We start from the raw sequence: 15,170 nt of genomic DNA on the forward strand, positions 1-15,170 counted from the left end.
CTCAGGGGATGCGTACGGCTTCCTTCTGCCAAGCCTGCTGGAAGGCGAACCGGGCCGCCTCCACCTCGTGCCGCTGGTCGGCGTGCAGCACACCGAGCGCGTACGCCGTCGCCGGCGCGATGCGCGGGGTGCGTGCCGCCGCGGCCGCCGCGGAGGCCGCCTCCGCCGCGTCCCGGTGCCGGTTGAGCGCCTTGCCCGCGCCGAGCAGGCGTACGTCGACGGGGCACTCCCCCCGGTGCAGCACCTCACCGGCGTAGCGGTGCAGCCGCAGCAGCAGCCGGACCTGGTGCCAGGGCGCGTCCTGGGACTGGGGAGCGGTGTCGACGGCGAGGCCGTGCACCAGGGCTTCGGCGTTGTAGGGGCGGCCCGCGACGACCAGCGGCAGCGCGCCGACGGCGTCGGCCAGCCGGTCCTGGGCCGCGGCGGCCAGCGGCCGCAGATCGGTGGTGTCCGCGGCCGGGGCCAGCGGAACCTCGCTGGCCAGTACGGCGACGCTGTCGGCGACGGCGTGGAAGCGGGAGGAACCGAGCGCCTGGAGGGCCGCCGAGTGGGCGCGGGTGCGGGCGAGCGTGAGCTGGCGGTCCAGGAGCGCGCCCGCCTTCGCGGCTCCGACGGTGAGACGGCCGGTCTTGGGGGCCGCGGCGGGGGTCCGCCCGGACTGGCCGGGCAGGGCGGCCGTGCCGGACAGCCGGTTCAGCGCGCCGATCAGCCGCTCCAGGCGCGCGGCATAGGCGTGTTCGCGGGCCAGGGTGCCCGAGAGCCAGGCCAGTTCGGGGCGCATCCCCTCGGACCAGTCCGCGTCGAGGAGCGGCCGGAAGGTGTGCAGGCTGCCGCTGATGCGGCGGGCGGAGTGCCGCAGGGAGCGCGCCGCGTCGCCGGACTCCCCTGCTCCGCCCGCCGCGCCACCGGTCTCCCGGTGCTGGCGCAGCGAGCGGAGGAATTCCGTGGCCTGGGCCCGCAGATAGCCCGCCAGGGCGTCACCGATCGGGGTGTCTCCCTCGTCGAGGGCGGCCGCCCCGGTCACGGAGCCGGTGGGGGGATCAAGGTGCTGCTGTGCCACGCCGGCGCCTCCGGGCGTCTATGAGCATCTCCTGGACGTTCCGCAGGGGCTGTCCCTCCGCGTCGGTCGCGTGGCGGATCCACTCGCCGTCGGGGCCGAGGTGCCAGGAGGCCGTGGTGTCGGACATGCCGGTCTCCAGCAGCCGGTTGAGGGCCGCTCGGTGAGCCGGGTCGGTGACCCTGACCAGGGCCTCGATCCGTCGGTCGAGGTTGCGGTGCATCATGTCGGCGCTGCCGATCCACACCTCGGGTTCGCCTCCGTTGCCGAAGGTGAAGACCCGGGAGTGCTCCAGGAAGCGGCCGAGGACGGAGCGCACCCGTATGTTCTCGGACAGGTCCGCGACGCCGGGTCGGACGGCGCATATCCCGCGCACCCACACGTCGACCGGCACGCCGGCCTGGGAAGCGCGGTACAGCGAGTCGATGAGTGCCTCGTCCACCATCGAGTTGACCTTGATGCGGACGAAGGCGGGACGCCCGGCCTTGTGGTGCTGCACTTCCTTGTTGATCCGCGCGATCAGGCCGTCGCGCAGCGACTTGGGTGCGACGAGCAGACGGCGGTAGGTCTCGCGGCGCGAGTAGCCCGAGAGCCGGTTGAAGAGGTCGGAGAGGTCCGCGCCGACCTGGGGGTCGGCGGTGAGCAGTCCGAGGTCCTCGTACAGCCGGGCGGTCTTCGGGTGGTAGTTGCCGGTGCCGACGTGGGAGTAGCGGCGAAGGGTCTCGCCCTCCTGCCGGACGACGAGCGAGAGCTTGCAGTGGGTCTTGAGGCCGACGAGGCCGTACACCACGTGGCAGCCGGACTCTTCGAGCTTGCGGGCCCACTTGATGTTCGCCTGCTCGTCGAAGCGGGCCTTGATCTCGACCAGGACGAGGACCTGCTTGCCGGACTCGGCCGCGTCTATCAGCGCGTCCACGATCGGCGAGTCGCCGGAGGTGCGGTACAGGGTCTGCTTGATGGCGAGCACGTCCGGGTCGGCCGCGGCCTGTTCCAGGAAGGCCTGCACCGAGGTGGAGAAGGAGTCGTACGGGTGGTGCAGCAGGACGTCGCGCTCGCGCAGCGCGGCGAAGATGTCGGGCGGCGACGCCGACTCGACCTCGGCGAGGTCGCGGTGGGTGCCCGCGATGAACTTGGGGTACTTCAGCTCGGGCCGGTCCAGGGATCCGATGCCGAAGAGGCCGGTGAGGTCCAGGGGACCCGGCAGCGGGTACACCTCGGCCTCGGAGATCTTCAGTTCGCGTACGAGGAGATCGAGGACGTAGCGGTCGATGGACTCCTCGACCTCCAGGCGCACCGGCGGGCCGAAGCGGCGCCGCATGAGCTCCTTCTCCAGGGCCTGGAGGAGGTTCTCGGCGTCGTCCTCCTCGACCTCCAGGTCCTCGTTCCGGGTGAGCCGGAAGGTGTGGTGCTCCAACACCTCCATACCCGGGAACAGCTCCTCCAGGTGGGCCGCGATCACGTCCTCGATGGGGACGTAGCGGTTCGGGGAGGCCTCCAGGAAGCGGGAGAGCAGGGGCGGGACCTTGACCCGCGCGAAGTGGCGGTGGCCGCTGACCGGGTTCCGTACGACGACGGCGAGGTTCAGGGACAGCCCCGAGATGTACGGGAAGGGGTGCGCGGGGTCGACCGCCAGCGGGGTCAGGACCGGGAAGATCTGGTGGCGGAAGAGAGTGAACAGGCGGGCCTGCTCCTTCTCGGTCAGCTCGCTCCAGCGGACCAGGTGGACGCCCTCCTCCGCGAGCGCGGGGGCGACGTCCTCCTGGTAGCAGGCGGCGTGCCGGGCCATGAGTTCGCGCGAGCGGGCCCAGATCATCTCCAGGACCTCGCGGGGCTGGAGGCCCGACGCGGACTTGGTGGCGACACCGGTGGCGATGCGGCGCTTGAGGCCGGCCACCCGGACCATGAAGAACTCGTCCAGGTTGCTGGCGAAGATCGCCAGGAAGTTGGCGCGCTCCAGAAGCGGCGTGTTCGGGTCCTCCGCGAGCTCCAGAACGCGCTCGTTGAAGGCGAGCCAGCTGCGCTCGCGGTCCAGGAAGCGGCCTTGCGGCAGCATGATCCCGTCCTGCTCCAGGTCCTCGTACTCGTCGAGGTCGGCGTCGAGGTCGGGCTCCAGGTCGGACACGTTCGCCGCCACGGTGTGCGGGCGGTGGGCGGCGATGGAGCCGACGGAAGGCTGCGGGTGCTGCACGGGTGCCTGGGCGCTTCGCTGGTTCATGGACCCATTCTTCCGTGCCGGAGGCGAGACCGGCGCGTCGGAGAGGGCGGGTACCAGTGCGTTGATGCGGAGCTTTCCGTTCCGCATGGCTGGCGGGCGCTCACTCCCCGTGGGCGGTGAGGACTCGTTCTCCGGCGGGGGAGAAGGCTCGGGCACGGCGGGCTGCATTCCTTGAGCGTCGCAAGGTCACCTGAATCGATGGTTACGGCGACATGACGTGCGGGATATCTGGGGGAGACTCCCGGACGTCCGCACGTCCGGGAGCCGTGTACATATCCACCCGCTTCGACCGAGGGTGCGCCGGTGTCACCGCCTACGCGTGGCGGCGGCGCAGCAGGGCGAAGGCAGCGGCGGCCGCGAGTCCCGTGACGGCCAGCAGCAGGCCGCTCTCCACGAACTGGAGAGGCCAGAAATGGGACTCCGGCTGGTAGGTCGTCCAGAAATCGGTCAGCCCCGACCCCTTCACACACCTTTCGAGGGCGGCGGCGCTGTCGGTTCCGACGCAGGCCATGCTGGTGCTCAGCCGCTCGCCGTCGCCGGTGACGGCACCGTGTTCCAGGACCAGGGTGCCGTTCGGGAGCCGGAGCGCGGACAGTCCGGTGGCCGTCTCCGCGGGCCACAGGCTCATCCGGAACCTGTCCAGCACCTCGTGCAGGACGTATGCCGCCGCGAGGGCGGCCGCCGCGGCGGGCAGGGCCCTGCGCAGGGCCAGGCCGGCGAGCGCGCCGAGGGCGAGGCCCGCGAGGGCGTACGCGACGGCCGCCGGCCCCGAGGAGATGAAGACGTTCGTGTCGAACCAGCCGCCGAACAGTTCCTGGTTCCCGGCACGGCGTGCCCAGTCGCCGAGCAGAACCGCCAGGGTGGTGCCCGCCGTCAGCAGGACCGCGGGGACGGCGAGCCGGGTGGCGAGCCAGCGCGCCGGGGTGACGGACTGGGTCCACGCCAGCCGCGCCGTGCCGCTCTCCAGCTCGCGGCCGGTCAGCGCGGCACCAGCCCAGACCGCGACCGCGTACATCAGATACGTGACACAGGCGGAGACCAGGGCCAGACCGTTGGCGTAGATCTTGTGCGCCTCGGTCTCCTGGATGATTCCGCAGTCCATCGGGAACGGGTCCGCCGCGTCGCAGCCGCCGGTGGCCGCGCGGGCGTCGGGGCCGATGGCGTGCATCCAGACCAGGGCCGCCACGACGGTGAGCAGGGCGGCGCCCCAGACGTACAGGGCCGTGCGGTGCAGGCGCAGCACGGTCCAGGTGAGGCCGGTCGGGCGGCCGTACCGGGTCAGGGCCGACGGGCGGTGCGGGGCCGGGCCGGACGGGCGTTGCCCGGTCAGGGTGCTCATGAGGTCGACCTCTTCCGCAGGACGGCGAAGGCGGCGGCGACCAGGATCGCGGCGGCGGCCAGCAGGACGCCGGTCTCCAGGAGCTGGCGGGGCCAGTAGTCGGGGGAGGGGAGGTACTCGCGGGTGAAGCGGACGACGTCGTGCCGCGCGAGGCAGGCGTGGCTGTCGTAGCAGCCCGGGTCGGGGATCTCCGCGCCCGTGGAGGTGATCGCCCGGCTCCGGACGGACAGTTCGGGCTGCTGGTAACTGCCCTGGAAAGGCCATGAGTTGGCACGGAACGCGTTGACCGAGTACTGAGCGATGCCCGCGACGGCGAGGGCCGGCAGGGTGCGGCGCAGCGCGAGACCGGCGAGGGCGCCGAGGGCGAGAGCGAGGAGCGGGGCGGCGACGGTGGCCGGGCCGATGGAGAAGTACAGGGCGCGCGGCCTGATGCCGGCCAGCAGGAGATTGCTGTGGGCGGACCACAGCATTCTGTACAGCACGACCAGCAGCCCCGTTCCCGCGGTGATGAACAGCGCGGGCACCGCCAGTTTGGCGGCGAGCCAGCGGGCCGGGGTGACGGACTGGGTCCAGGCCAGCCGCGCGGTGCCGCTCTCCAGTTCGCGGGCGGTCAGCGTGCCGGCCGCGAAGACGGCGACAGCCAACGAGGCGATGTTCAGCAGGGAGGCCGGGTCCTGGAAGAGGTCGTTGTAGGTGCCCGAGAGGGTGCCCGTGAATCCGACGGTCCAGGCGTCCTCCTGCACACCCGCGTATCCGAACGTGTCGAGCAGATGCTGCGTGTGGCCGGCGCCGGGGCCGTACAGCCACAGCAGCAGCCCGGCGGTGAGCGCGACGAAGCCGGTCCAGACCCACAGAGCGGTGCGGTGCAGCCGCAGAACCGTCCAGACCAGGCCGCGCGGGGCGGGCAGGGCGCGGCGCGGGGGAGCCGTCGTGGTGGCGGCGCTCATCGGGTCACCGCCACGGGGGACGCGGTCGTGCCGGGGGTGATCAGCGCGGGGGCTTGCGGGGAGCGCAGATGGGCGAGGACCAGTTCCTCCACCGAGGGGCGTTCGGCCTCCCAGTGCTCGTCCACCGGCCCGTCGTTGCGTATCAGGGCCGTGAGACCGCGGCCGGCGGCGCGGGACTCGACGACGAGATGCGGGGAGAGGTCGGCGGGGGTGCCGCGGCCGGTCACCAGGGTGTGCGCCATGAGCAGGTCGTCCAGGCCGCCGCCGAGCCGGATGCGTCCTCCTCCCAGGAGCAGCAGGTGATCGCAGGCGTCGGCCAGCTCGGTGACGATGTGCGAGGACATCAGCACCGTGGTCCCGTGTTCGGCCGCGTCGGCCATCAGGGTGCCCAGCAGTTCGTGGCGGGCCAGCGGGTCCAGGTCGGCCATCGGTTCGTCCAGCAGCATCAGGTCGGGCCTCTTGCCCAGCGCGAGGGCGAGCGCCACGCGGGTCCGCTGGCCGCCGGACAGCTTCCGGACCTTGGTGCCGGGGTCGAGCGAGCCCTGTTCCACGATCGCGGCGGCGTGCGCGGCGTCCCAGCGGGCCGGGTTGAGCTCGGCGCCCAGGCGCAGGGTCTCGGCGATCGTGAGCTGGGGGTGCAGGGGCTTGTCCTGGGCCAGGTAGGCGACGCTCTCGCGGGCCTCGGCCGGGCCGCCGCCGAGCACGGTGAGAGTGCCGGCGGCGGGGCGCAGCAGCCCGGCCACGGTCGCCAGCAGCGTCGACTTGCCCGCGCCGTTGGGGCCGACGAGGGCGCTGACCCGCCCGGCCGGGAGGCGGAAGGAGCAGTCGTCCAGGGCCGCGGCGGAGCGCCGGCCGTGGCGCACGGTGAGGCCGTGCGCCTCGACGGCGACGGTGGATCGGGTGGTGCTGGTGGAACTCACTGGTCCCCCTTCGGGAAATGTGCGTCCAGTACGGAGGCGAAGAGCGCCGCCACGTCCTCGTGGTCGAGGCCGGCGGCGTGGGCGCTTCGGGCCCAGGCGTCGAGCTCCTCGCGCAGGGGCGAGTCCGCCGGGGCGGCGCCGAGGGTCTTGCGGACGAAGGTGCCGAGACCGCGCCTGGCCTCGACCAGCCCCTCGCGCTCCAGTTCGCGGTACGCCTTCAGGACGGTGTTCGGATTGATGGCGGTGGCTTCCACGACCTCGCGGGCCGTGGGGAGCTTGTCGCCCGGTTCGAGGAGACCGAGGCGCAGCGCCTGCTTCGTCTGCTGGACGATCTGGACGTAGGTGGCGACGCCGCTGCGCCGGTCGATGCGGTACGCGACCACTCGGACAACCACCCTTTCACTAATTGAGTAGTGAAAGGGTGGTGCAAGGTAGGGGTCGAGGTCAAGTCCCGGACGAGCGGAGGGTGTTGCTCCGGAGTCGCCCGGGTGTTGCCGGGGTGGTGGATCCGGCGGTGGACCGGCCGTGGACCCGATGGTGAATCCGGCGGTGAATCCGCTGGTCAGCGCTGTGATGGATCCCGTGATGGATCCTGTGGCGGATCGGGCTGTCCGGTGGGTGTGCGGGGCCTTCGGAAATTTCCGGCCGATGTGTGAACCGATCGGCGGGGCTCGTCCGATGAGGGGATGTGAGGGAAACGAGAAGCGACGGAGAGCTGCTGCGTGCCATCGCGGCGGACGGGGACCGTCGCGCCTTCGAGGAGTTGTACCGGCGGTACGCGCCCTGGCTGACCGCGAGGCTGCGCGGCCGGTGCGCCGACGCCGGGATCGTCGACGACATCGTCCAGGAGACCTTCCTCGCCGTCTGGCGCGGCACCGCCCGCTACCGCGAGGAGGGCGACCCGGCCGGCTGGCTGTGGCGCATCGGCTCACGGCGCCTGGTCGACACGATGCGCGGCGACGGCGCGCGCGGCCGGCTCCGCAACGCGCTGTCCCGGCTGCGGCATCGCGACGAGGCCTCGGCGGAGGAACGCGTGCTGGCAGGCGTCGAACACGGCGACCTGGCGGGAGCGCTGACCAGACTCTCGCCCGAACTCCGGGCGGTGCTCCAGGCCACGGTGATCGACGGACTCACCACCAGGGAAGCGGCCGTCCTGCTCGGCATTCCGCCGGGCACGGTCAAGACGCGGGCACTGCGTGCGCGCAAGCAGTTGCGGGAGGCGTTGGCATGAGCGACGACCGTCACGGAAGCGATGGCGACGAGATGAACGGTCACAGCCGCACGGCCTGGCACGTACCGGAGGAGGACCTTCGGGCCTACGTCCAGGGCGAGTTGACAGCGCCCCGCCTGTGGTCCGCCGACACCCACCTCGCCGCGTGCGCGCGCTGCCGGGAGACACTGGCCGCGGTCAGCGACCCGGTCGCCCTGGACACCGGGTGGGAGCGGCTCGACGCCGAACTCGACGCCCCGCGGCCGGGCCCCGTCGAGTGGCTGCTCATCCGGCTCGGCGTCGCCGACCACACGGCACGGCTGCTGACCGCCTCCCCCGCCCTGCGCCGCTCCTGGCTGGGCGCGATCGGCGCCCTCCTGGCCATGACCGTGGTCGCGGCCGACGCGGCGCGGGCCGGGGCCACGCCCACCCTCTTCCTGGCCCTCGCGCCGCTGCTCCCGCTCGCCGGGGTCGCGGTGTCCTACGGCCCGGGGATCGACCCGACGTACGAGATGGCCGTGGTCTCACCCCTGCACGGCTTCCGGCTGCTGATGATCCGCACGGTCGCGGTGCTGACCGTGTGCCTGGGACTCAGCGGGCTCGCGACCCTCGCCCTCCCCTCCTACGGACTGCACGCCCTGACCTGGCTGCTGCCCGCCCTCGCCCTCACCGCGACCGGACTCGCGCTCACCGCCCGGCTCGGTCCCGTCCTCGCCCCCTCCCTGGTCGGTGGCGGCTGGGTCGGCCTGCTGGCCGTGGCTCAGGCGACCGCGGAGTCCGACACCACGCTCGCCCCGTTCACCGCGGCCGGGCAGGGCGTCTCCGGAGCCGTCGCGGCTCTGGCCGCCGCACTCCTCTATCTCGCGCGGGACCGGTTCGACGCGTCGCGCCTCCCGTTCACCGACTTCGACAGGAACGCAGCATGATCCCCACCGTCTCCGCCTCCGGGCTGACACTCCGCTTCGGCGGGACGCTCGCGCTCGACGACGTCTCCGTCCGCCTCGCAGAAGGAGTCACCGGCCTCCTCGGGCCCAACGGCGCCGGAAAGACCACCCTGTTGCGGGTACTGGCCACCGCCGTGCCCGCCGACCGGGGCTCCTTCACGGTCCTCGGCCACGACCCGGGCACCACCGCCGGACGCCTGGACGTGCGGCGCGCGCTGGGCTACCTCCCGCAGACACCCGGGTTCCACCAGGACTTCTCCGCCTTCGAGTTCGTCGACTACGTGGCGATCCTCAAGGAACTGACCGACCGGATCGCCCGGCACCGCGAGGTGCGCCGCGTCCTGGACCGCGTCGGCCTGTCCGATGTGCGGGGCAAGCGCATCAAGCGGCTGTCCGGCGGCATGCGCCAACGGGTCGCGCTGGCCGCCGCCCTGGTCGGCGACCCCGCTTTCCTCGTCCTCGACGAACCGACGGTCGGCCTCGACCCCGAACAGCGCATGCGCTTCCGGGAACTGATCGCCCAGGCGGGCGAGGGCCGAACCGTCCTGCTCTCCACCCACCAGACCGAGGACGTCGCGATGCTCTGCCACCGTGTGATCGTCATGGACGCCGGCCGCATCCGCTTCGAGGGCACCCCCGCGGAGCTGACCGAACGAGCGGCCGGCCGGGTGTGGAGCAGCACGGAACGCGATCCGTCGGCCCGAGCCGGATGGCGCACAGGCACGGGCGCCTTCCGCAATGTCGGCGATCCGCCCGAGGGCGCCGACCTCCTCGAACCGACGCTGGAGGACGGCTACTTGCTCACGCTCGACGCCAAGGCCGCGGAGGTGGCGGCATGAGCGCCCCCACGGACACGATCACGCAGGCTGCTCCCACGGGGGTGGAGCCGCCTGCCCGGGGCAGGGAGTCCCGGTCGGCCGCGGTCCTGGCCCTCGCCCGCTTCGAAGCACGCGAACTGCTGCTCCAGATCCCGGTCCTGTTCTTCCTCCTCCTGTATGTCGGCTATGCCGGCTGGAGGTTGTTCATCGGGGGCGACGGCATGGACGACTTCCCGGTCCTCCAGGACGCCGACAGGGCCACCCAGCCGACACCCATGCTGCTGGCCGTCGCCGTGTTCGTCTGCGTCAACCGCGCGGTGCTGCGGTCCCGGCGGCAGTCCACCGACCAGCACTTCGACGTCCTGCCCATGGAGCGGTGGCGGCGTACGGTGGCGCACGCGCTGTCCGTCCTGCCGCTCGGCGCGATCACGGCGCTCGTCGTCGGCTTCCAGTACACCTGGGCGGCGCTGAAGCCGGGCGCCGTCGGCCACGGCTCACCCGCCGAACTGGTCGTGGGCCCGCTGCTGGTCCTGCTGGCCGGTGTCCTCGGTGTCCTGCTCGCCCGGGTGATACCGGTCGGGTTCGTCGCCCCGCCCTTCGTGATCGGCGCGTTCGTCCTCACCAGCCTGGTCTCCGCGGCCACCCAGGGAAAGCACTGGGTGAGCTGGCTCGGACCGGTCGTCGTGGAAGAGGGGGCCGACCCCTTCCCCTCCGAACTGCTGGGCCGCCCGGCCGCCTGGCACGCGCTCTATCTCACGGGCCTGGTGGTCCTGCTGCTCTGCGTCGCCGTGCTGGTGAGCGGCGGCCGCACGAGGCTGATCACGTCCGTGACCGCTCTGTCCCTCGCCGCGACGGCCGTCGGTGTGGCCGGGCAGTCCCCGGGCGAGCCCGCCTCGCTGATCGCCGCCCGCACCAAGGCGTCCGTCAGCCCGCAGAAGGAGCAGACCTGTGTGCGGCACGGACGGTCCACGTACTGCGCCTTCCCGGAGTGGACCGGCCGCACCGCCGACTGGGCCCAGGCCGTCGACCGCATCCAGTCCCGGGCGGGAGGGTCGGCCAGAGGCGAGCGGCTGACCGTGCGCCAGAGGATCGACGCCCGCTACGGCCTTCAGAGCGATGCCGCGATCACCCCGTCCACCAGGCCGGGAACGGTGACCGTGGGCACGCACTGGGGCGGCAACCGCCTTCCCGAGTTCGCGGTCGGTGTCGCCTCGGTCCTGGTCGCGGGCACCGAGGACGCCGTCGACAGCATGTGCGACGCCCGCGTGGTGACCACGATGTGGCTCGCCCTGAGCACACAGCCGGACCCGATGAAGTCCCTCCGCGATGTCCGGCTCGACGACAGCGTCGAGGGCTCCGCGGTCGCGATCGCCCCCACGACCTCCCTGTCCATGTCCGCTCGGCAGACCACCGTGGTGCGCGAACTGCTCCAGAAGCCGCACTACAGCGTCGCCGCGAAGGTGAAGGCGCACTGGACGGAACTGACGTCCGCGAAGACGACCACGGCGCGGGTGGCCGAACTGCTCGGCGTACCGGCCGGAGGCAAGGGGACCGCGGCGGACTCGGGGAGTGGCTCGTGCGGGGAGTAGCGGGCGAGACAGGGGAGGCGGGGGAGATGAAAGAGACGGCCGGATCGGCAGGGTCGGCCGGATCGGTGGGGACGGTCGGATCGGTCGGGTCGGCCAGGTCGGTGGGTGGGGGTTCCGCCGGTCGGCCCGCGGAAGCCGCCGGACCCCGTGGGAGGGGCCCCGCGGAAGCCGCCGGGCCTCCTCCCGCACACGTCATGGCGCGCGCCCTGCTCCGCCCCGTGTGGCGCGGCCTGCCCCGACAGGCCCTGGTGACAGGAGGCGTCCTCGGGCTGCTGCTGGCCGGCGCTTCCCGGACGGCCTCCGGTCCACCGGATCCCTGGCTGTGTCTGACCCTGTTGCGGGCCTCCGCCCTCGCGTTCGCCCTGGGGCTGGCGTTCCTGCTCGACGATCCCGCCCGGCATACCACGGCCACGGCGCCGGCCAGACGCCCGGTGCGGACCGGGCTGCGGCTGGGGCTCGGCGTGCCGTTCATGGCGGTGTGCTGGACGGCCGCGCTGTTCCTCATACCGGCCAGGGGCCGGCCCCCGTTGGGCGCGATCACCCTCGAAGCGGCCGCCGTCATGACCCTCGCGCTGGCCTCCGCGCTCATCGCCGTGCGGTACTCGACGGCCACCGAACCGGGGCTCGCGATATCCGCCGGACTCGTGGGCGCGTTCTTCGCCGCAGCTCTGCTGCTTCCCCAGCGCTGGGAGCTGTTCGTCAGCTCGTCCGACCCGCACTGGGACGACGCGCACCGACGATGGGCGGGCGTCCTGGTCGTGGCGGTGCTGGTGGGAGCCCGCTGTGTGGCCGAACCCCTGCGGCGGCGCCGGGCAATCGCCCTCGCCCACCGCTGACTCGGCCTCCGCCCTCGGCCGTTGACTTCGGCCTGCGCCTTCGGCCTGCGCCTTCGGCCTCTGCCTTGGGCCTCTGCCTTGGGCCTCCGCCTTCGGCCCCGGGAACGGGCTCGCGGAGCGAGGGCTCAGGACTCCGTTCGGTACATCAGGTCCGTCTCGTGGGTGATGAAGCCGAGACGCTCGTAGACGGTGACCGCCGCCTTGTTGTCGGCGTCGACGTAGAGCATCGCGGTGGGCAGGGCCTGCGCGGCGAGGTGGCGCAGTCCGATCGTGGTCAGTGCCTTGCCGAGTCCGCCGCCCTGGGCACCGGGGCGTACACCGAGGACGTACACCTCACCCAGCCCCTCCTCTGCGTGGACCTTGGTCCAGTGGAAGCCGACGAGTTCGTCGCCGCGGAAGGCGAGGAAGAATCCGGCCGGGTCGAACCACGGTTCGGCGATCCGGTCGTCCAGGTCGCGCTGGGTGAGGGAGCCCTGCTCGGGGTGGTGGGCGAAGGCGGCCGCGTTCACGGCGAGCCAGGCGGAATCGTCCTGGCCCGGCACGAAGGTCCGGACGGTCACGCCCTCCGGCAGCTTCGGCTCGGGCAGGTCAAGGTTCTCCAACGGGCGCCGCATCTGGCGCAGTTCGCGGAAGAGGGTGAGGCCCAGGACCTGGGCGAGATGCCGGGCGGCGGAGTGCCCGCCGTGCGCCCACACCCGCAGCCGCTTGCCGGACTCGTTGAGCATCGCGGAGCCGAGCGCCCGTCCGTGCCCGTGCCCCCGGTGCGCCGGGTGGACGACCAGTTCGGCGGCCGGAGCCTCGACCGGGTCGGTGTCCTCCAGCTGTGCGTAGCCGATCAGTTCGTCGCCGACGGTCAGCAGCAGATGCCGGACGCCCTCACGGCTTCCGCCCCTCAGCTGAAGCCGACCCTGCTCGGACACGGCCTGCTGCCCATCCGCCCGGGCGGCGTCCGAGAGCAGCCGGAGTACGTCCTCGGCCTGCTCCGGGGAGAGCACGGAGTGGGCCTCGATGGAGCGGGAGAGGGCGAAGGGTGCCGCGTCGTCGCTGGTCATGGATACGAGGGTACGGCTCGGCGATGGGGGGACAAGGAGTTGGGCGACGCGGACACGGATCGTGGCGGGGAGGGAGGAGCAGGGAACGGCGGAGGCGCCGTGGCCGAGGAGACCGGAGCGGGCCTCGGCGGATCGCGGCAGAAGGCCGAAGCAGGGAGTCGCGGCCGGGGGTCGAGGGAGGGGGTCGAGGGCGTGCCCCCGACGAGCTGCGGTGACGCGGTTGTCGGCTTTCGGTGTGGTGATGGCAACGAGTCTTTAACCCCTGAACCCCTTCCGCGCTACGCGCGTTGATCCTAAAGTGCGTGCAAAGCGACGGCTGTTCACCAGCCGGCACACGGAGCGCACAGCACCCGTGGCACGCGCCACCCGCACCACCCGCTCGGCTCACGCACGGCACACCGTTTCGGCCTTCACCGTTCTCCAGGGGGAACCATGCCGCCCACGATCCGGTACAGACGCACGCATCGACTCCTCGCGGCCGCCGCCGGTCTCGCCACCGTCGGGGCGCTGGCCGCCGCGGTCCCGGCGAGCGCGCACCAGGACAAGGCGACACCGTCGCACCACCACGGCAGCGGCCGCTACCAGGACGTCCAGCTGCTGTCCTTCAACGACCTGCACGGCAATCTGGAGCCGCCGACCGGCTCCTCGGGCCGGGTCACGGAACTCCAGGCGGACGGCACGACGAAGACCGTCGACGCGGGTGGTGTCGAATACCTGGCCACGCATCTGCGCAACGCCCGCAAGGGCAACCCGTACTCGATCACGGCGGCCGCCGGCGACATGGTCGGCGCCTCCCCGCTGATCTCCGGCCTCTTCCACGACGAGCCGACGATCGAGGCGCTCAACGGCCTCGACCTCGACGTCACTTCGGTCGGCAACCACGAGTTCGACGAGGGTGCCAAGGAACTGGCCCGGCTTCAGAAGGGCGGCTGCCACCCGACGGACGGCTGTTACGGCGGCAAGAAGTTCACCGGCGCCGACTTCCCCTACCTCGCGGCGAACGTGACCGACGAGAAGAGCGGGAAGCCGATCCTCAAGCCCTACTGGGTGTGGAAGAAGAACGGCGTCAAGGTCGGCTTCATCGGCGTCACGCTGGAGGGCACGCCGAACATCGTGTCCGCCGAGGGCGTCAAGGGCCTCAAGTTCGGCGACGAGGTCGAGACGATCAACAAGTACGCCAAGGAGCTCCAGCGCCAGGGCGTGAAGTCGATCGTCGCGCTGATCCACGAGGGCGGGGCGCCCGCGTCGACGGCGTACAACTACGACTGCGACAGCCCCGGTGCCGGGGACGGCATCTCCGGGCCGATCGTCGACATCGCCAAGAACGTCACGCCGGCCGTGGACGCGCTGATCACCGGCCACACCCACCAGGCGTACGCGTGCACCATCCCCGACCCGGCGGGCCGGCCCCGCATGGTCACCTCGGCCTCCTCCTTCGGCCGGCTGTACACGGACACGACCCTGACGTACGACCGCTGGAGCGGCGACATCGCCCGTACGGCGGTGAAGTCCGCGAACCACGTGGTCACCCGTGATGTCGCGAAGGCCACCGACATGACGACGCTGGTCACCAAGTGGAAGGCCCTCGCCGATCCGGTCGCCTCGCGTCCCCTCGGCTACATCGCGGGCGACATCGGCAACACCGGCACCGAGTCCCCGCTCGGCGACCTGATCGCCGACGCGCAGCTCGCGTACGCCAAGTCCGTCGACCCGGAGGCCGACCTCGCGGTGATGAACCCGGGCGGCATCCGCGCCGGACTCACCTTCCCGGCGAGCGGCGCCGAGGGCGACGGTGTGGTGACCTACGGAGAGGCGTACACGGTCCAGCCGTTCGCCAACACCGTCAACCTGGTCGACCTCACCGGCGCCCAGGTGATCACCGCGCTTCAGCAGCAGGTCAGCGGCGCCAACGAGGCCTCCCCGAAGATCCTCCAGATCTCCAAGGGCCTCACCTACACCCTCGACCTGACCAAGACCGGCGCGGCGCGTGTCGTCGCCGACTCGGTCAAGCTCGACGGCACGGCGATCGACCCGGCCGCCACCTACCGCGTCGCGATGAACTCCTTCCTCGCGGGCGGCGGCGACGGCTTCGCCGAGCTCGGCAAGGGCGGCAACGTCCGTGTCGGCGGCGACGACCTGGCGGCCCTGGGGGCCTACCTGACGGCCAACTCCTCGGCCGCGACGCCGTACCCGGTCCCCGCGGCGGACCGGATCACGATCGTGAAGTAGCCGGAACCGCCGAC

13 protein-coding genes are annotated in these 15,170 nt (G+C 72.2%); 6 read left to right on the forward strand and 7 right to left on the reverse strand.

All coding sequences use genetic code 11. The features are described from left to right. Position 1: 1 nt before the first annotated feature. The 6 genes from ACF07B_RS32265 to ACF07B_RS32290 form a co-directional block, all read right to left on the reverse strand. Positions 2 to 1,060, reverse strand: coding sequence for a CHAD domain-containing protein (locus ACF07B_RS32265; protein ID WP_384233768.1), 1,059 nt, complete (start codon positions 1,058 to 1,060; stop codon positions 2 to 4). Continuing rightward, entirely contained in the window at positions 1,041 to 3,272 is a 2,232-nt protein-coding gene (locus ACF07B_RS32270) for an RNA degradosome polyphosphate kinase (RefSeq protein WP_369482923.1), read from the reverse strand. The genes ACF07B_RS32265 and ACF07B_RS32270 overlap by 20 nt, the downstream gene beginning before the upstream one ends. 313 nt (positions 3,273 to 3,585) lie before the next feature. Then, entirely contained in the window at positions 3,586 to 4,611 is a 1,026-nt protein-coding gene (locus ACF07B_RS32275) for a hypothetical protein (RefSeq protein WP_392181582.1), read from the reverse strand. Next, positions 4,608 to 5,558 (reverse strand): hypothetical protein, encoded by a 951-nt coding sequence (locus ACF07B_RS32280; protein WP_392181583.1) that lies wholly within the window; start codon positions 5,556 to 5,558, stop codon positions 4,608 to 4,610. Before ACF07B_RS32280 ends, ACF07B_RS32275 begins: the two co-directional genes overlap by 4 nt. Continuing rightward, entirely contained in the window at positions 5,555 to 6,478 is a 924-nt protein-coding gene (locus tag ACF07B_RS32285) for an ABC transporter ATP-binding protein (protein ID WP_392181584.1), read from the reverse strand. The genes ACF07B_RS32280 and ACF07B_RS32285 overlap by 4 nt, the downstream gene beginning before the upstream one ends. Then, positions 6,475 to 6,861 (reverse strand): GntR family transcriptional regulator, encoded by a 387-nt coding sequence (locus ACF07B_RS32290; RefSeq protein ID WP_362401331.1) that lies wholly within the window; start codon positions 6,859 to 6,861, stop codon positions 6,475 to 6,477. The genes ACF07B_RS32285 and ACF07B_RS32290 overlap by 4 nt, the downstream gene beginning before the upstream one ends. 305 nt (positions 6,862 to 7,166) lie before the next feature. On the opposite strand from ACF07B_RS32290, the gene ACF07B_RS32295 reads away from it, so the two are divergent. From ACF07B_RS32295 to ACF07B_RS32315, 5 genes are all read left to right on the forward strand, one after another. Next, a complete protein-coding gene (locus ACF07B_RS32295) occupies positions 7,167 to 7,709 on the forward strand; it encodes an RNA polymerase sigma factor (protein WP_392181585.1) in 543 nt (180 codons plus the stop codon). After that, positions 7,706 to 8,614 (forward strand): zf-HC2 domain-containing protein, encoded by a 909-nt coding sequence (locus ACF07B_RS32300; protein ID WP_392181586.1) that lies wholly within the window; start codon positions 7,706 to 7,708, stop codon positions 8,612 to 8,614. The genes ACF07B_RS32295 and ACF07B_RS32300 overlap by 4 nt, the downstream gene beginning before the upstream one ends. Next, the gene (locus tag ACF07B_RS32305) at positions 8,611 to 9,471 is read left to right on the forward strand and encodes an ABC transporter ATP-binding protein (RefSeq protein ID WP_392181587.1); all 861 of its coding nucleotides are present in this window, start codon (positions 8,611 to 8,613) and stop codon (positions 9,469 to 9,471) included. The genes ACF07B_RS32300 and ACF07B_RS32305 overlap by 4 nt, the downstream gene beginning before the upstream one ends. Continuing rightward, positions 9,468 to 11,039 carry an ABC transporter permease gene (locus tag ACF07B_RS32310; protein WP_392181588.1) on the forward strand — a complete coding sequence of 524 codons (1,572 nt, stop codon included), beginning with the start codon at positions 9,468 to 9,470 and terminating at the stop codon, positions 11,037 to 11,039. Before ACF07B_RS32305 ends, ACF07B_RS32310 begins: the two co-directional genes overlap by 4 nt. Before the next feature lie 194 nt (positions 11,040 to 11,233). After that, complete coding sequence (locus ACF07B_RS32315) at positions 11,234 to 11,875, forward strand: ABC transporter (protein WP_392181589.1); 642 nt, start codon at positions 11,234 to 11,236, stop codon at positions 11,873 to 11,875. A 125-nt stretch (positions 11,876 to 12,000) separates the two neighbouring features. On the opposite strand, the gene mshD is transcribed toward ACF07B_RS32315, so the two are convergent. Continuing rightward, a complete protein-coding gene (gene mshD / locus ACF07B_RS32320; protein ID WP_392181590.1) occupies positions 12,001 to 12,927 on the reverse strand; it encodes a mycothiol synthase in 927 nt (308 codons plus the stop codon). Positions 12,928 to 13,359: 432 nt separating this feature from the next. Between mshD and ACF07B_RS32325 the strand changes: the two genes are divergently transcribed. Then, positions 13,360 to 15,156 (forward strand): bifunctional metallophosphatase/5'-nucleotidase, encoded by a 1,797-nt coding sequence (locus ACF07B_RS32325; RefSeq protein ID WP_392181591.1) that lies wholly within the window; start codon positions 13,360 to 13,362, stop codon positions 15,154 to 15,156. The last annotated feature ends 14 nt before the right edge of the window (positions 15,157 to 15,170 follow it).

The organism is Streptomyces sp. NPDC015532 (assembly GCF_043078065.1).
In the GTDB taxonomy this organism is placed as follows: domain Bacteria; phylum Actinomycetota; class Actinomycetes; order Streptomycetales; family Streptomycetaceae; genus Streptomyces.